Origin of the sequence: Haloarcula rara (assembly GCF_029338235.1) — an archaeon.
Lineage (GTDB): Archaea > Halobacteriota > Halobacteria > Halobacteriales > Haloarculaceae > Haloarcula > Haloarcula rara.
Genome location: NZ_CP119785.1, coordinates 2,902,434 through 2,918,283 on the forward strand (window position 1 = coordinate 2,902,434; position 15,850 = coordinate 2,918,283).

Below are 15,850 nucleotides of genomic sequence, written 5' to 3' on the forward strand. Positions count from 1 at the left end.
CGCTCAGTCAGTCTCGGAGCGTTCGGGGATGCCCTCGAACACCCCGTGCATTCCGGAGACGGGCTCGCCGACCTCGAGGCCATCGGCCGTAATCTCGAACCGACGCGGGACCGTCTCGAACCCCCCGACGCGCTTCTTCAACACGCCGACGACCCGCTGGAGCTCTCCCTCTACCTCGATGTAGTTCTGGAAGACGATGTTGTCGGCCAGGTAACTGACACTCTCGCTCGTGGGCTCGGGCAACCCGGTCACCTCACGTCGCTGGTCGACCAGAATCACTGACGCGTTGGCCCGGACGAGCCCCTGGATGAGCGCCCTGAGCCTGCTGCGCAACTCGACGCCGTCCTCCCCGCCCTTGATGGCGTTCTTGTACCCCGCGATGCCGTCGATGACGACGAGTTCGACGTCGTGGTCACGGACGTGGGCCCTGACCTGATGGGCGAACTCCTCGGGGGACAGTGCCAGAGCGTCTATCTCCTCGACGAACAGCGACCCCGCCTCGCGCAGGTCCGAAACCGGGAGGCCGAACGTCTCGGCCCGATAGACGAAGGTCTCGATGGACTCCTCGAAGAGATACGCGAGCGCCGGCTGCCCCGACGCGGCCGCGTTCGCCAGGAACTGCGTGGCAGTGGTCGACTTGCCGACACCGGCCGGACCGCTGAGAATCGTCACCGTCCCGCGTTCGATGCCGCCGGCAAGCAGAGTGTCGAGTTCTGGGAGCCCCGAGCTGAACTGCGTCGGCTCGAACAGTCGGTCGCCGCCCCCGTCGGCGCCGGTCGGGTACACCTCGACGCCGCGTTCGCGTATCTCCATCCCGTGTGAGCCGTCCCGTTGCCCGACCCCCCGGTGTTTCGGGACACGGATTCGCCGTCCCGCCTTCTCTCCGTCGTGACTGAGGACGACGACTCCGTCGCTGAGGGATTTGAGCTGCGTGTCCGTCCGCTCGCTGGGCGTCTTCGTCGCCAGGACAGTCGTCCCCCGGTCTTTCAGGAAGCGAGCGAACGAGATGAGTCGCTTGCGGAACTGGTACTCCGTCGGTTCGAGATACTGGAAGTGGGTTATCGGGTCTATCAGGATGCGGTCCGGATCGACGGCCTCTATCTCCCGTCTGATGTCCGAAATCAGGTACCCGTCCTCGATGTCCTTCGGGTTGACCACGTCGTACGACCCGGACTCGGTGAAGAACTCCGATTCGGGCCCGACGTCCAGAAACTCGGCGTCCTCGATGTCGATGCCGAGGTTCGCCGCGTTGGCACGGAGGTCGGGGGCCGACTCCTCGCTGTGGATGAACAGGACCGTCTCGCCGGCGTCGATGCCCGCTCTGAGAAACTGCGTTCCGAGCAGCGTCTTGCCAGACCCCGGTGGCCCGATGACGAGGTAGAGCCGGCCGTCGACGAACCCGCCGTTGAGGAGCGAATCGAGGCCGGGAACGCCGCTCGAACGCTGCCTGAACCGGCGGCCGGACGGATTCATACCACGGTATTACCCACTCCAGGATATAAATGCTCCAGTCGGTTCCCGGGAGATGAACACGCCGACGACCTCCCCGAGCGCTCTTTAGAGCCGCTCGCCGACGTGGTCGGCGCATTTCAGCGCCAGCGCGGCGATAGTGAGCGTGGGGTTCATCGACCCAGCGGTCACGAACACCGAGGAGGAGGCAATAGAGAGGTTCGAGTGGTCGTGGCTCTGCATCTGCGGGGTCACGACACTCGCAGACGGGTCGGTCCCCATCCGGGTTGTCCCCATATGGTGGTAGGCCGGCCCGGAGCCGCCGTCGACGTTGGCAGTCCAGGCGATGTCGACGCCCAGTTCGTTCAGGACCGCATGCTGGATGGCGTTGGCCCGCGAGATAGAGCGTTGCACCCGGTCGCCCCACGACCACTGGATGTCGGGGACGGGGTTGCCGTGGTCGTCCGTCGTGGTCGTATCGAGCGTGACCCGGTTCTCACGTCGGGGCGCCATTCCGACCAGCCCGCCCATGGCGATGCTGTTGCCGTAGGCCGACCGGAGCTGGCCGAGCATCGAGTCGCCCCAGTCGTCGCCCTCGAGCGCGATCTCGACCGGCGACGGACCGGCGTAGTTGAGAAACTCCAGCTTGATAGGCGAGAAGGACTCGTCGCTCTCAGCGACGAACGTCTCGCCCGTCTCGACGTGTTCGACGGCGCCGCCGGGGTCGTCGTAGAACTGGTGACTCTCGCTGGTGATGAAGCCGACGTGGTTCTGGCGGGTGCGCTCGTCTACGGTCCCTCCCGCGCCGGCAAAGAGGTGGTCCATGAAGTACCTGCCCACGGCGCCCGACGAGTTGGCCAGCCCGTCGGGGTGGTCCTCGTTTGCCGACAGCAAGAGGAGGCGGGGAATCTCGATGCCGCCCGCGGCGAGGACGAACTCCCGTGCCTCCTGGCGGTGTTCCGTCCCGTCGGGGGTGACGTAGACGGCGGCGCTGACCCGGCCGTCGCCGTCGGTCTCGAGGCGCTGGACCGGGACCCGGTCGATGACTGTCGCGCCCGCGGCCTCCGCGTCCTCGATGTGGACGGTCGCGTCGTACTTCGCGCCGGAGGGACAGACCGGCTGACAGGTGCCGTAGCCGACACACTGGCTCCGCCCGTCGTAGGACTCGGAGTTGCGGGCGTTCGGAACGGAGTGCATCGTGATGCCGAGGCGCTCACAGGCCTCCGCGAACAGCGAGTCGCTGTAGGAGGGTTTGAATCCCGGCATCGGCCAGGTCGGGTCATCCCGCAGGGGCGCGAAGGGGTTGTCTCCGGTCCCTGCTACGCCCAGGGCCTTCTCGGCCTCGGCGTAGTACGGCCGGAGGTCGTCGTACTCGAGCGGCCAGGCCGGGTCGTCGTTGTCGTGGCTGCCGTCGAAATCGCTGGGATGCATCCGCATCACCATCCCCTGCCAGTGGAGCGTCGACCCGCCGACGCCCTTGACGCGGGCGACGTTGAGCGGGTAGGTCCGCTCGCCGGTGTTGGAGTAGTCGTCGCGCTCGCCGCCCATCTCCCAGACGCTCCCGGGTTCGCCGGGCCGAATCGACTGCTCCAGCTGCCCCTGGCGTTCGTCGAAGTCGAAGCGACGGCCGGCCTCCAGTATCGTCACGTCGTGGCCGTCGCTCGCGAGGCGGTTCGCGACGAGGGCGCCCGCCGGGCCCGCACCGACGATACAGACGTCCGCCCGGTCGGTTGGCGCTCGTTGCATCGCGTGTGGATTAGGCAAACCTAAACTTAGGCGTTGCCATCGATGGGCGGTAGTTGCCACCGCTGATTCCGGGAATTACGGAATCTTGACACTGTGTTCGAGCGTGCCGATGCCCTCAATCTCGACTTCGACCTGGTCGCCATCTTCCAGCGGACCGACGCCGGCCGGCGTCCCGGTGGCGATGACGTCGCCGGGTTCCAGCGTCATGTACTCGGTTATCTCGGCGATGAGTTCCTCGACGGAGAAGACGAGGTTGTCACGCGAGGAGGACTGCTTCGTCTCCCCGTTGACCCGACACTCTATCGCGGCGTCCTCGGGGACGTGTTCCGGCGTCGCGACCATCGGGCCGATGGGACAGGCGTTGTCGAAGGCCTTGCCACGGACCCAGTTTTGCTCCTTGTTCTGGTCGTCCCGGTTCGAGATGTCGTTGACGCAGGTGTACCCCGCGACGACGTCCATCGCACCGGTCTCAGAGACGTTCTTACACTGCTCGCCGATGACGACGCCCAACTCGGCCTCGTAGTCGATGCGCTCTTTCCCGGCGGGCATGGTCAGCGTGTTCCCGTGGGAGGCGACGGCGTTCGGTCCCTTGAGGAACAGCATCGGCCGCTCCGGAATATCGCTCCCCATCTCCTCGGCGTGGTCTGCGTAGTTGCGCCCCAGACAGACTATCTTCGTCGGCTCACACGGCGGGAGGATATCCACCTCCGCGGGGTCGTAGCTCTCGTCCCCGAACGCGATGCGGCCGTAGGGCCCGGCGGCCGCAGTGACCACGGGCTCCCCGTCTTCGATAGCCCAGCGGCCGCCGCGGACGTTCCCGGCGGAGTCGCGAAATCGGACGCGTTTCATGTTTCTGGCGACTCGGCGGCGACGGATAAGCGTTTAGGAGCGACTAGCTACCAGTCCGCACGGAATTCGACAGAAGTCTAACAGCGACTCGTCGCCTGTTCAACCGCAGCCTTGTTCTACCGGTGGTTTTCACTCAAGAAAACTGGTCGACCCAAAGCCAGAAAGCCCCCGAGCTAAGGACTTCCGCGACTCGCTGTCGTCCGAGGTTAGCGTGCCGGGGCTTGCTGGCTCTCTGAACTGTTCTCTGCCTCATTGCACACTACTTCTGCGGACCGACCGAACTGCTTTTGAGAGGCCGCGGGCTACGCTCGCTTCATGAACGTCCTCGTCGTCGGTGCCGGGTCGATGGGGCAGTGGTTCGCCCGGACGCTGTGCGAGCACGCCGACGCGACCGTCGCCTTCACCGACACCGACAGCGACGCCGCCCACCGTGCCGCCGACCGCGTCGGCGGTCGGGCCGTCCCCACCGACACCGGGGAGCGGTTCGACGTGGTCTGTCTGGCCGTGCCGATGCCGGTCGCCCGCGTCGCCATCGAGGAGTACGCGTCGCTTGCCGCCGAGGCCGTCGTCGACGTGACCGGGAGCATGACCGACCCGCTCTCGGCGATGGCTGAGACGGTCCCGGACCGTCAGCGCGCGAGCCTCCACCCGCTCTTTGCCCCGGCGAACGCGCCGGGGAGTATCGCCGTGGTCGCGCCCGCTCGCGGCGACGCCGTCGACGCCGTGCTGGACGCGCTCGCCGCCGCCGGCAACGACACCTTCGAGACCACGTCGGCCGAACATGACCGCGCGATGGAGTCGGTCCAGGCGACGGCCCACGCCGCCGTGCTGGCCTACGCGATGGCCAGCGACGAGGTGCCCGAGCGGTTCCACACGCCCGTCTCCGCGGGTCTCCAGTCACTCGTCGACCAGGTGCTTGGCGGCGAAGCGCACGTCTACGCCGATATCCAGCACGCCTTCGAGGGCGCCGACGCCGTCGCCGAGGCGGCCCGAGAACTGGCCGACGCCGACCACGACGCGTTCGTCGAGCTGTACGACGAGCTATCATGAACCCCGAAACACGACAGCAGATACGCGAAAACGCCCAGTACCTCCGCTCGGTCCGCCCGCTCGACCCCGAGGAGATATTCGAGTACGTCGAGGGCCAGCCCCACCCCGCCGTCGTCCGGCAGGTGCTCCGCGAAGAGGCCGTCGACCTGGCCCTGGTCGAACGCGAGGACGGCACGTTCGTCCCGGCCCCCGAGGGGCCGCTCTCGGTGTCGGTCCACGGCGTCGAGCGGTTCCCGCCCGAACACGAACAGCGCGTCGAGGCGCTCCTGACCGACGCCTACGGCGACGACTGGGCCGACGGTGACAGCGGTGACCGACTCCGCGAGCGGGTGCGGGACATCAAGGAGCGGTATCTCCACCGCGAGCGCGTCGAGTACGACGCCCTGTCTGCCCACGGCTACGCCGTCTACCACCTGCCCGACTACTACGCCGTTGCCACGTACGCGCTGGCCGAACTGGCCGCCGACGGGCTGCTCCCGTCTCGGCTGCGAGTGCTGGATGTCGGCGCAGGTGTCGGTGGGCCCGCGCTGGCCCTGGCCGACCTGGTCGAGGCGGCCGGCGGCCTGCTCGACTACCACGCCGTCGAGCCCAGCGCGGCCGCCGACGTACTAGAGGCCGTCGTCGGTCCGGTCGATGGGAGCCGTGACGTGACGGTCCACCGCGAGACTGCGGAGGCGTTCGACCTCGACGGCGCGGTCGCTGACGGCGGCCCGTTCGACTTGCTGCTGTTCAGCAACGTACTGAACGAACTCGACGAGCCCGCGGCCGTTCTCGAACGGTATCTGGACGGCCTGGCCGCGGACGGCACCGTCCTCGCGCTGGAACCCGCCGACCGGAACACCGCGACTGGCCTGCGCGAGATAGAGCGCGCTGTCGCCGACGACGGGCCCGCGACGGTGTACGCACCGACTATCAGGCTCTGGCCCCACCAGTCTCCCGACAGCGAGTCGTGGTCCTTCGAGGTCGAGCCGGATATCGAGGTCCCGCCGATGCAAAAGCGGCTGGACGACCCGGCCGGTGGCACCGGCGAGTTCGTCAACGTCGACGTCCAGTACGCCTATAGCGTCCTGCGAACGGACGGCCGCCGGGCTATCGATATCACGCCCGACCGGGCCACCCACGCACCGATGGCCGACGCCGAGAACTACGTCACCGACCGGGTGAACCTGCTGGCTATCAAACTCAGCCACGACCTCTCCGAGGAGGGGTCCAACCCGCTCTACCTGCTGGGCGACGGTAGCCAGCAGACGGACCACTTCGCCGTCGTCACCGACCCCTCGCTGCTGAACGACGACCTGGGGGCTGCAGAGTACGGCGACCTGCTCTCGATTCAGAACGCGCTCGTCCTCTGGAACGACGACGAGGAAGCCTACAACGTCGTGGTCGACGGCGAGACCACGGTCGACCGGGCGCGGTGAGAGCTGCGCGTCTCAGTCGGCGCCGGGCTCCAGGACGACCCGAAAGCGGGCCTCGTTTGCGAGCATCCGCTCGTAGGCGTCTTCGACCTCGGTGAGCGGATAGGTCTCTATCTCCGGCGTCACGTCGCGGAGGGCGCTGAACTCCAGTGTGTCCTGTGAGTCATGGGCGTGGCCTGACGCCCACCCTTCGACGCCCGAGCGTGCGCCGACGAGCTGCTGTGCGTCGACCTCGATGGGTTCGCCCGGGACCCCAACGACCACGACCGACCCGTCCGTGTCGAGGCCGCCGACGACGGAGCTGATGGCGTCGCTGGCCGGCGCCGTCCCGAGCACGACTGACGCGCCGCCGAGTTCCTGGAGGCGCTCTGCCGGGTCGTGTGCAGTGGTGTCGACGAAGTGGTCCGCGCCGAGCTCCATCGCGAGCGACTCCTTGTCGCCGCTCCGTGAGAGCGCGACCGTCTCGAACCCCGCTGCGTGTGCGTACTGGACCCCGAGGTGGCCGAGGCCGCCGATACCCTGCACGGCGACGAGGTCGCCCGGTCGTGCGTCCGTGTTCCGCAGGGCGTTGAACGTGGTGACACCGGCACACAGGAGCGGCGCGGCGTCGGCGGCATCGAGGCGCTCGGGGACGGCTGCGACGGCCTCGGCGGGGACCGTCACGTACTCGGCGTAGCCGCCGTCGTAGGTGAGCCCGGTTATCTCGCCGTTCTCACACTGCTGGAAGTCGCCGCGGCGACACGGCTCACAGCTGAAACAGTGACCGCCGTGCCAGCCGACGCCGACACGCTCGCCTGCGCTTAGTCGGTCGACCCGGTCGCCGACGGTGTCGATACGACCGGCTATCTCGTGGCCCGGTACCCGCGGATAGCTGACACCGGGATACGTCCCCTCCTTGACGAAGGCGTCGCTATGACAGATACCGCAGGCATCGACCTCGATGCGGACCTCGCCAGGCCCGGGCTCGGGAATCTCCCGCTCGACGAGTTCGAAGTCCTCTCCCGCGGCTGGAACGGCGACGGCTTGCATTTGTTGAGGCACGGTAACAGGTAGGCTGGGAATACAGGAAAAGACGGGGGTTGCGAAACGGAGTCGCTCCCGACGGACTGGACAGCGACGTCACGCGACTCGACCCCGCAGCCAGGACCCTGACAGACGATACCACACCTACCAGTCAGTGGGGTTTCTGGCAGGGCCACAGGCGGCGTACTGGCGGGCCGACCACCCTGTCGGCGGACGCCGTCCCACTCTCAGTGGACTGCTTTGGACAGTTCGGCCCCGGCTTTGAACTTCACCTCGTTCGATTCGTCGGCGGCACCGACGAGATGGAGGACCGGCGCGTCGAGGGCTGTCACGACGCAGTGCGGGGTGACAGTGGCGTCGCCGTCGTCACAGTCGCCGCTTCCGGCGAGGGCTTCCCGGGACTGGACGCCCCAGCAATACAGCTCTCCGTCGGCCCTGCAGACCGGGTGGGAACCGTCCGGAAGGTACTCCGCGTCCGGGTCGTACGGCGCCTTGACCGTCATGTCCGCGTACTTCGTCCGCCCGGGCCGTTTCCGGCGCTTGCTGTCATCACCCGTCGAGTTGAGCTCGACACCGCCGCTCTCGACGTCCGAACGCGTCACTCCCGCGACGATGTTCGGGCCGTCGGCAACCAGGAGGGTCGCGGTGTCCTCGTAGAGTGCGCCGTCGTCGAGGAGCCACCCACCCGCGAAGACGAGCTGGTCCTCGTGACGAATCCGTCGGACGTAGAACAGCGCGGGCATAGGGAGTGGACACTCCGGCGGCCTCGCCGCCGCTGGACAGACCAGCGTCGGCGTCACGCTGGCCTCGCCAGCGCGCCGCTCCTCGCCCCAGGAGTCCAGCGTCTCCGGGACCCTCACCGAGCCGTCGTCGGAGACAAACAGCATCGCTGCCACGTCCTCGGCCGCAGGTGTAGCGCCGGTGACGACGACGCCATCGGAGGTCTCGAACGCGGCCACGGCGCGCGTTTTCTTCTTTTGCTCGTCGAGGGTCGCCGTGAGGAGGTCCCGACACGCCAGGTCCCGGTGGACCGCGACCGTCCGGTCGCTCTCCCCGCAGCGCTCGGCGCCGCGTTCGCCGACGAAGTAGTCCAGCACGCGCCGGGGCGTGAGTTCGTCCGCCAGCGCGGTGTCGCCGCCCCGGACACGGGCATCGGGGAGGCTGACGACGAAGCGCTCGCCGATGGTCGGCTCACCGTCGAGATACTCGTAGAGGGGTTCGGCGGCGTCAGAGATGCCGTCGCCGTCGCTGTCCAGGTCCTCTGACAGCCGCTCGATGTCGCTGTCGACGATGCGCCGGGCTTGCTGGAGCGAACGGGCTGCCTGGTCCCACTCCCCGGCGTTCACGCTTGCGCGGGCGTCCTCGGCGAGCCCCTTGCGTATGTCGGCGTTCTCTCGGACAGTCATGCAGACGTCCGAGGGACAGCCGTCGAGTTCCGCCCGGACTTCGGTCGTCGCGTCGGCGAAGGCGTCGAGGGCTTTCTTCGCGTCCGTTTTCGACTGGTTGGCGACGGCGTCGATAGCCCCATCCAGGTGGACCGACAGCCCTCGCTCCATGTCCAGGACCAACACGAGCACGCCAGTGTCGCCGTCCTCGTCGTCGGGCCCCGGCCACCAGACGGAGCTCGGTTTGTTCGAGCGCGAGGAGTTGTAGTCCCGGGCCTTGGTGGGCGCGCTCGTACTCCACCCCTCGATGTCGATGCTCCGGGCGTCGGCCTGCAGGGTCGGCGGCACGTACCGGACCTCGACCGTACCGCTCCGGTAAAGCTGTCCCCCTTCGCCAGCGTCGAGCGTGTCGTCGCCGGTGTAGAAGGCGGCCGGGGCCGCGGTTCTGGCCGTCACCACCCGTTCGCTCGCGCTGCCCAGCAGCTCTTCGAGCGCGGAACAGCCGGCCAGCGCTCCCAGTGCGAGGGCCCCACCGGCCGCGAGAACGCCTCGCCTCCTCGCGAGATGCGCTCCGCTGTCGCCCCGTTCTATATCTGTATAACTTCTCAAGTTCATTACCATATAATATAATTCACGCATATATATCGTAGTATGCTTTTCGTCTGTCCATTCCCGGCCAGTTCGGACCCAAGACACACGGAGTTGCGAGGCGGTGAGCCCAGTTAGCCGCGCGCTCGGAGCGGACCCCCCAGGCAGTGGCTTTTTCTCCCGCAGGGCCACAGACGGCGTATGGACGAGCCGACCATCCTGCTGACGAACGACGACGGTATCGAGGCCGACGGGCTTCAGGCAGTATACGAGGGGCTCTCGGCGGTCGGCGACGTGGTGACGGTCGCGCCGGCGACCGACCAGAGCGCCGTCGGACGCACGCTCTCTCACGAGGTCGACGTGTGGGGCCACGAGATGGGCTACGTCGTCGAGGGCACACCATCAGACTGCGTCGTCGCTGGCCTGGAGTCGCTGGCGCCGGAGACGGACCTCGTAGTCGCGGGGTGTAACCGCGGGGCCAACCTCGGGGCCTACACCCTGGGACGGTCCGGAACCGTCAGCGCCGCCGTCGAAGCGACCTTTTTCGACGTGCCGGCGATAGCGGTCTCGATGTACATCCCCGTGCGCGAGGACACGGACTTCACGGCGATAGACGATGGTGACCTGCGCTACGACGAGGCGGTCCGGGCGACGCGGTACCTAGCCGAACACGGCATCGAAGCCGGCGTCTTCGACCAGTGTGACTACCTCAACGTCAACGCGCCCGTCGCCGACTGGGGCCCTGCGCCACTGGTTGTCACGCGCCCCTCGCTCGAATACGAGATGACCGCCGAGCGCAACGGCGACGCCGTCACGCTCCACGACCGCATCTGGGAGCGGATGGCTGACGGCGATATCCCGGACCCGGAGGGGACCGACCGTCGGGCCGTCGTCGACGGGGCCGTCAGCGTCTCCCCGCTGACGGCGCCCCACACGACCGAACACCACGACGCGCTCGACGAACTGGCAGACGGGTACGACCCGACGGCCTGATACTGCCGGCTGTAACGTACTGACGTAATTCGCCACCCCGGGTGGCGAATATCATTGCGAACTTACAGCCGGCAGTATGACCGCACCGACAGCGACGACCCACTGGATTGATAGGCCTCGATAAATCAGGAACAGAGGATGGCCACGGTTTCGAAAGAGCGGGCCGGATACGGGCGGCTGCTGCTCGGGGTGGGACTCGCAGTCGTCCTGCTCGGCGGCCTGTTTCTCACGCTCGACGTGCACGCGATTCTCGGGGCCCTCTCGGACGCTGACCTCCGGCTGGTGGCGCTGGCGGCGGCGCTCTCCCTGCTGGCCCAGCTGTGCTGGAGCCTGACGACGACGACGATTCTGGAGGGCGTCGACGGGTCGCTGCCGCGGCGTCGCATCCAGCTTGGCTACCTCTCGGGGACCTTCGGGAAACAGGTGCTGCCCTTTGGCAACGCCGGCGGGTCGGCGATACTGGCCTACGTCATCGCCGAGGACCTCGACCGTCGGTTCCGGGATATCTTCGCCGCGGTCACCGCGAGCGAACTGCTGGTGTTCGTGGGCTCGGTCGGCGTCGCGATGATAGGCCTCGTCTCTTTGTTCGTCAGCCCGTACGCCGGGCTGCCGAAACCGCTCATCCTCGCGGTGTTGACCGTCACCGTCCTGGCGCTTTCGGTCGGTGGCGCTCTCCTCGCCTATCGAATCCACGTGGTCGGGACCGTCGTCGAACGCGTGGCCTGGCTCCTCAGAGCGACCATCGGCCGTATCTCGGTCCGGGTCCGTCGCTCGCTCGCGCCCGACCGCGTCCGCTCGGGGACCGACTCGTTCCTGGCGGCGTTCGGGACGGCGACGGGGGAGACCCGCCGGCTCGTCGTCGCAGCGACGGTTGCGGTGCTTGGCTGGCTCGCCTTCTCCATGGCGCTGTACGTGGGGCTGCTGGCGGTCGGCGCGCCGATACCGCTCGGCTTCGCGCTGTTCGTGACCCCGGCCGCCGGGGTGGTGACGCTGCTACCGACCCCCGGGGGGCTTGGCAGCACCGAGATCGGGCTCACTGCGGCCATCGCGGTGGTCGTCACGACCCCGCCGGCCGTCGTGGCAGCCGGCGTCATTATCTTCCGGCTCGTGACCTACTGGCTGGTGGTCGCCGCCGGCGGGCTGGCCTCGCTGTATCTCTCGGCGACCGTCTGGCACGCGCTGGACTGAACGGGCTGTTCGGCACCGAACCCCAGGACGGCGGCAACCGTCATCAAAGAATATACTGTTGGCGCAACTCTTGCAAACCATGCACGAGACCGTCGTCGAGATGTTGGCGCGAAACGCCGAACACGCGGAGAAACCGAACGCGCGCTTCGACGACATCCAGAACACCCAGTTCCCGGACGCGGTCACCATCTGCTGTTCCGACTCCCGGGTCCTGCAGGACGATATGTGGGGTAACGACGTGCCCGGCGAGATATTCACCGTCGGCAACATCGGCAATCGGGTCACACAGCCCACGAGTATGGGCCATCTCGTCTCCGGGGATGTGATGTTCCCGCTCTGGAACACCGACACCAAAGTCGCCGTCGTCGTCGGCCACACTGGCTGTGGCGCGGTCACGACGGCGTTTCAGTATCTCACCGAGGACGTCATCCAGCCCCGCGGGGTGAAATACTGCCTGGAACAGCTCAAACCACACCTCAAGGAGGCACTGGAGGTCCTTCCTCAGGACGAGCTCTCCGACGTGGCCGCCATCAACCACCTCGTCGAGTACAACGTCGACCACCAGGTCAGCCGCCTCGTCGAGAGCGAAGACGTTCCCGAGGGCGTGACCGTCGTCGGCGCCGTCTACGACTTTCAGGACGTCTATTCGGACCAGCGCGGGACGGTCCACGTCATCAACGTCGACGGGGAGACCGACGTGGCGACGCTGCGCGAGGCGAACCCGGACATCGCCGACCGTATCGGTCGCCTCTGGGAGTACGGCCGGAGCCTGCCCGCGGAACAAACTTGAGGGCGGCGGCCCGAGAACGGGTATGAAAATCCGTGGGGACCGCGAGTGCAAGTCCTGTGGGACCCGGTGGTCCTACTACGACAGCGGGAGCGTCGCCTGTCCGGAGTGTGGGAGTGTCCACAGCGTCGGCGTCGACGACCCGACCGAACACACCGACAGCCCGGTCGAACTGGACCTGACGCCGCTTCGAAACAAGGTAGACGAGGTGACGACCGACGAACTCGCCCGGGACGCCGCCGAGGCCTGCCGGGAGTACACCCGGAAACGGGGGTTCATCGACACCGGCCGGCTGCAACCGCCCGACGAGACCTTCGTCGCCGCCACCGAACTGGGTGCGGTCGCCGCTGCGTTCGCCCGGCGGGCCCGCCCGAGCGACGCCGCGGAGCTGTACGTCCTGGACCTCCTCGGCGGCGCGGACCGTGGCGAGCGGCCCGGCCACGAGGCCGTCCCCGACGCGTTCCGCGCGGCGTTCGGGCTGGCGATGGCCGACGCCGTCGACAGCTACCAGCGCGACGTCCGCAGCTACCTCGACGACAACCCGGACGAACACGCGCGGCGGCTCTCGGGGCGGATTCGGGACCACCGCAAGCGAATCGAGGCCCTGGACGGCGACGTCGACCCCGCCGACGCGAACCGCCTCATGCACGCCGCCCGCGACCTGGGCCGCTATATCAACGGCGACGAGAACGCAGCGGTCACCGCGGACAACTGGCTGTCGGGGCTGGAGGGGGACGTGCTCTAGTCACGCCGGTCCTCGGTCGCCGGTCCCTGTTCGAGGTCGGCCGTCGTCTGTTCGGTGGCCGCTTCGGCGGCCTCGGTCTCGACCGGGGTCGCGCCGCCGCGGTCGGAGTAGTTCGTCCGCCCCTCGCTGTCCCGGGGCATCTGTGAGAGTATCATCTGTCGGACCGATTCGCCGGAGTCGAAGGTGTCGTCGATGTATCCGAGCAGTTCCTCGACGGAAATCGGGTCCGCGTTCGTCCGGTCGACCTCGCGGTCGCCGTGCCACTTGACGAGTTCCGCGGTCGTGATCGGATACGAGATATCTTCGAGGACCGGATTGATGCCGGTGAAGTCCACACCTTCGACGTGTTCGGGGTCGTCCATGGCAGCGGTACGGCGACCTGACTCCCCAGTCTAGGGCTTGCGAGCGAAAGGCGAGTTTTGCCCGCTCAGGGTAGGTCGACGTCGACGTCGTGTTGCAGGCCGGTGGCTTTCACCGTGTTGTACAGCAACATCGCGCGGGTCATCGGGCCGACGCCGCCGGGAACGGGGGTGATAGCGCCGGCTTTCGCCTTCGCGCTCTCGAAGTCGACGTCGCCGACCAGCTCGTACCCCTTCTCGTTGTCAGCCTCCACGCGGTTGATACCGACGTCGATGACCGTCGCGCCTTCCTTGACCATCTCGCCGTCTATCATCTCGGGGACGCCGGCTGCGGCGACGAGGATGTCCGCGTTCCGGGTCTTCTCGGCGAGGTCATCGGTCCGGGAGTGACACACCGTCGTCGTCGCGTTGCCGCCCGGCGCCTTCTGGATGAGGAGGTTCGCCATCGGCTTGCCGACGATGTCCGAGCGACCGACTACGACGGCCTCCTTCCCTTCGGTGTCGACGCCGGCCGACTCGATGAGCTTCTGGATACCGTGGGGCGTGCAGGGCTTGTACCGGGCGTCGCCGGCCACGAGCCGGCCGACGTTCTCAGGGTGGAAGCCGTCGACGTCCTTCCGGGGGTCGATAGCCCGCAGCACCTGCCGGTCAGAGACGTGGTCCGGAACGGGCATCTGGACGAGGATACCGTTGACCTCGTCGTCGTCGTTCAGGTCGGCAACGGTGTCGTACAGCTCCTCAGCGTCGGCCTCGGGGTCGATTTCGATGTCCAGGGCCTCGATGCCGACCTCCTCGCAGTCGGACTGTTTCATCGAGACGTACGTCTCGCTGGCGGGGTCGTCGCTCATCAGCACGGTCGCCAGTGTCGGGGTGTGGCCCGCGTCGGCCAGCTGGTCGATGGCCGTCGCGAGGTCGTCCCGAATCGACTGGGCGACGGCGTTGCCGTCGATTATCTCGGTCATACCAGACAGGGGACGCTCCCGGGGCAAAAGGGTCACTATACGAGTGCCCCCCGCACATCGCGACTTCGGCAGACGGCTACTGTTCCGACAGCGCGTAGACGGCGCCGTCGTGTCCGCCGACGTACACCGTCCCGTCGACTACTGCCGGGGTCACCCGGTGTGAGTCCCCTGTCTCGTAGGCCCACTGTTGTGTTCCGGACTCGGCGTCGACCGCGTACAGGCTGCCGTCTATGCTGCCGAAGTAGAGCGTTCCATCGACCAACAGGAGTCCGCCCCAGATGTTACCGCCGGTCTCGAATTCCCACTCGGCCGAATACTCGTCCTCGGGAACCGCCAACAGCGTCTCGCCGTTGGTGACGTAAATGTAACCGGCACCCACGACCAGCTTCGAGTTCGCCCGCACGTCCGGGCCGTAGCTCTCCGTCTCCTCGCCCGTGGACGCGTCGATAGCTACCAGGCCGGCGACGAGTTCATCCACCGCCACGTACACTGTGCCATCGACGACGACCGGATAGGAAAAGGCGCCCGCACCCGAATAGGTCCACTCCATGTCGCCAGTGGCGCCGTCGAGGGCGTACAGTTTGTGGTCCTCACCCCCGGACACGCCGGTGCCAAAATAGAGGGTGCCGTCGGCCACTGCCGGCGAAGTGTGCAACACCTTGTCCGTCTCGAACTGCCAGCGCTTGTCACCGGTCGTGGCGTCGATGGCATACATGACCCCGGATTCCGCCGAGATGTTTCCGACGCCGACGTAGACGGTGTCGTCAGCGACCGCCGGAGCCATCTTCACGGACTCGCTCGTGTCGAACGACCACTGCTCGTTTCCGGTGTCGGCGTCGATGGCGTACAGGTTGTCGTCGTCGCTGCCGACGTAAACGGTGCCGTCGGCGACAGCGGGCGCCGACTGAACCCGGTTATCGGCTTCGAACCGCCACTGCTCGGACCCGGAGCGCGCGTCCAGGGCGTAGAGATTCTCGTCGTCACACCCGATGTAGACCGTACTGTCGACGACCGCTGGCGCGGACCACACCAGTTCGTCGAGGTCGAACCGCCACTGCTCGGTCACGCTCTCGGTCGGTCCTGTCGTGTCCAGGGTGCCCGTGTTGGCCGCGTCGGCGCGGTACATCGGCCACTCGCCGTCGACTGAGCCGGAACTGTCCGGCGACTCTGTGGGGCTAGTGGCAGTTCCCCGTGTCCCCTCGTCAGTTCCCCCGCCGGTACAGCCCGCCAGTCCCGTGATACCCGCCCCGACGGCGGTAACCAGATATCGTCGCCGCGTCGTTCGTCCGGCCATTATATCTCCCCGCTCAG

The 15,850-nt window shown here is 67.3% G+C and carries 14 protein-coding genes; 6 read left to right on the forward strand and 8 right to left on the reverse strand.

What is annotated here, in order from left to right:
• Positions 1-3: 3 nt before the first annotated feature.
• The 3 genes from P1K32_RS15490 to P1K32_RS15500 all read right to left on the reverse strand — a co-directional run bounded on the left by P1K32_RS15490 (position 4) and on the right by P1K32_RS15500 (position 4,044).
• On the reverse strand, positions 4-1,473 hold the full coding sequence (locus tag P1K32_RS15490) for an ATPase domain-containing protein (RefSeq protein ID WP_276250592.1): 1,470 nt from the start codon (positions 1,471-1,473) through the stop codon (positions 4-6).
• 84 nt (positions 1,474-1,557) lie between these two features.
• Positions 1,558-3,195: a GMC family oxidoreductase gene (locus tag P1K32_RS15495; RefSeq protein ID WP_276250593.1), complete on the reverse strand. Its 1,638-nt coding sequence runs from the start codon at positions 3,193-3,195 to the stop codon at positions 1,558-1,560.
• Positions 3,196-3,270: 75 nt separating this feature from the next.
• The gene (locus P1K32_RS15500) at positions 3,271-4,044 is read right to left on the reverse strand and encodes a fumarylacetoacetate hydrolase family protein (protein ID WP_276250594.1); all 774 of its coding nucleotides are present in this window, start codon (positions 4,042-4,044) and stop codon (positions 3,271-3,273) included.
• Positions 4,045-4,359: 315 nt separating this feature from the next.
• Here P1K32_RS15500 and P1K32_RS15505 point away from each other — a divergent pair, with 315 nt between their 5' ends.
• Positions 4,360-5,094, forward strand: coding sequence for an NAD(P)-binding domain-containing protein (locus P1K32_RS15505; protein ID WP_276250595.1), 735 nt, complete (start codon positions 4,360-4,362; stop codon positions 5,092-5,094).
• The gene (locus tag P1K32_RS15510; RefSeq protein ID WP_276250596.1) at positions 5,091-6,512 is read left to right on the forward strand and encodes a small ribosomal subunit Rsm22 family protein; all 1,422 of its coding nucleotides are present in this window, start codon (positions 5,091-5,093) and stop codon (positions 6,510-6,512) included. Before P1K32_RS15505 ends, P1K32_RS15510 begins: the two co-directional genes overlap by 4 nt.
• 12 nt (positions 6,513-6,524) lie before the next feature.
• Here P1K32_RS15510 and P1K32_RS15515 read toward each other — a convergent pair whose 3' ends face one another.
• Both P1K32_RS15515 and P1K32_RS15520 read right to left on the reverse strand, forming a co-directional pair.
• Positions 6,525-7,538: an alcohol dehydrogenase gene (locus tag P1K32_RS15515; RefSeq protein ID WP_276250597.1), complete on the reverse strand. Its 1,014-nt coding sequence runs from the start codon at positions 7,536-7,538 to the stop codon at positions 6,525-6,527.
• A 221-nt stretch (positions 7,539-7,759) separates the two neighbouring features.
• Positions 7,760-9,532, reverse strand: coding sequence for a hypothetical protein (locus P1K32_RS15520; RefSeq protein WP_276250598.1), 1,773 nt, complete (start codon positions 9,530-9,532; stop codon positions 7,760-7,762).
• Between the two features lie 174 nt (positions 9,533-9,706).
• On the opposite strand from P1K32_RS15520, the gene surE reads away from it, so the two are divergent.
• The 4 genes from surE (at position 9,707) to P1K32_RS15540 (ending at position 13,218) form a co-directional block, all read left to right on the forward strand.
• The gene (gene surE, locus P1K32_RS15525) at positions 9,707-10,498 is read left to right on the forward strand and encodes a 5'/3'-nucleotidase SurE (RefSeq protein WP_276250599.1); all 792 of its coding nucleotides are present in this window, start codon (positions 9,707-9,709) and stop codon (positions 10,496-10,498) included.
• A gap of 138 nt (positions 10,499-10,636) precedes the next feature.
• Positions 10,637-11,686 (forward strand): lysylphosphatidylglycerol synthase transmembrane domain-containing protein, encoded by a 1,050-nt coding sequence (locus P1K32_RS15530; protein ID WP_276250600.1) that lies wholly within the window; start codon positions 10,637-10,639, stop codon positions 11,684-11,686.
• Between the two features lie 79 nt (positions 11,687-11,765).
• Positions 11,766-12,476: a carbonic anhydrase gene (locus P1K32_RS15535; RefSeq protein ID WP_276250601.1), complete on the forward strand. Its 711-nt coding sequence runs from the start codon at positions 11,766-11,768 to the stop codon at positions 12,474-12,476.
• 22 nt (positions 12,477-12,498) lie between these two features.
• Complete coding sequence (locus P1K32_RS15540; protein WP_276250602.1) at positions 12,499-13,218, forward strand: DUF7117 family protein; 720 nt, start codon at positions 12,499-12,501, stop codon at positions 13,216-13,218.
• Here the strand turns inward: P1K32_RS15540 and P1K32_RS15545 are convergent.
• From P1K32_RS15545 to P1K32_RS15555, 3 genes are all read right to left on the reverse strand, one after another.
• Positions 13,215-13,580, reverse strand: coding sequence for a DUF5789 family protein (locus P1K32_RS15545; protein ID WP_276250603.1), 366 nt, complete (start codon positions 13,578-13,580; stop codon positions 13,215-13,217). The two genes, P1K32_RS15540 and P1K32_RS15545, sit on opposite strands and share 4 nt — an antisense overlap.
• A 65-nt stretch (positions 13,581-13,645) precedes the next feature.
• Entirely contained in the window at positions 13,646-14,539 is an 894-nt protein-coding gene (locus P1K32_RS15550; RefSeq protein WP_276250604.1) for a bifunctional methylenetetrahydrofolate dehydrogenase/methenyltetrahydrofolate cyclohydrolase, read from the reverse strand.
• A gap of 76 nt (positions 14,540-14,615) precedes the next feature.
• A complete protein-coding gene (locus P1K32_RS15555) occupies positions 14,616-15,833 on the reverse strand; it encodes an outer membrane protein assembly factor BamB family protein (protein ID WP_276250605.1) in 1,218 nt (405 codons plus the stop codon).
• Positions 15,834-15,850: the final 17 nt, after the last annotated feature.

Coding starts and splice junctions, on each gene's coding strand:
- P1K32_RS15510 (WP_276250596.1), top strand. CDS start 5,091: ATGAACCCCGAAACACGACAGCAGATACGCGAAAACGCCCAGTACCTC.
- P1K32_RS15535 (WP_276250601.1), top strand. CDS start 11,766: ATGCACGAGACCGTCGTCGAGATGTTGGCGCGAAACGCCGAACACGCG.
- P1K32_RS15495 (WP_276250593.1), bottom strand. CDS start 3,195: ATGCAACGAGCGCCAACCGACCGGGCGGACGTCTGTATCGTCGGTGCG.
- P1K32_RS15550 (WP_276250604.1), bottom strand. CDS start 14,539: ATGACCGAGATAATCGACGGCAACGCCGTCGCCCAGTCGATTCGGGAC.
- P1K32_RS15490 (WP_276250592.1), bottom strand. CDS start 1,473: ATGAATCCGTCCGGCCGCCGGTTCAGGCAGCGTTCGAGCGGCGTTCCC.
- P1K32_RS15545 (WP_276250603.1), bottom strand. CDS start 13,580: ATGGACGACCCCGAACACGTCGAAGGTGTGGACTTCACCGGCATCAAT.
- P1K32_RS15515 (WP_276250597.1), bottom strand. CDS start 7,538: ATGCAAGCCGTCGCCGTTCCAGCCGCGGGAGAGGACTTCGAACTCGTC.
- P1K32_RS15520 (WP_276250598.1), bottom strand. CDS start 9,532: ATGAACTTGAGAAGTTATACAGATATAGAACGGGGCGACAGCGGAGCG.
- P1K32_RS15500 (WP_276250594.1), bottom strand. CDS start 4,044: ATGAAACGCGTCCGATTTCGCGACTCCGCCGGGAACGTCCGCGGCGGC.
- P1K32_RS15530 (WP_276250600.1), top strand. CDS start 10,637: ATGGCCACGGTTTCGAAAGAGCGGGCCGGATACGGGCGGCTGCTGCTC.
- P1K32_RS15505 (WP_276250595.1), top strand. CDS start 4,360: ATGAACGTCCTCGTCGTCGGTGCCGGGTCGATGGGGCAGTGGTTCGCC.
- surE (WP_276250599.1), top strand. CDS start 9,707: ATGGACGAGCCGACCATCCTGCTGACGAACGACGACGGTATCGAGGCC.
- P1K32_RS15540 (WP_276250602.1), top strand. CDS start 12,499: ATGAAAATCCGTGGGGACCGCGAGTGCAAGTCCTGTGGGACCCGGTGG.
- P1K32_RS15555 (WP_276250605.1), bottom strand. CDS start 15,833: ATGGCCGGACGAACGACGCGGCGACGATATCTGGTTACCGCCGTCGGG.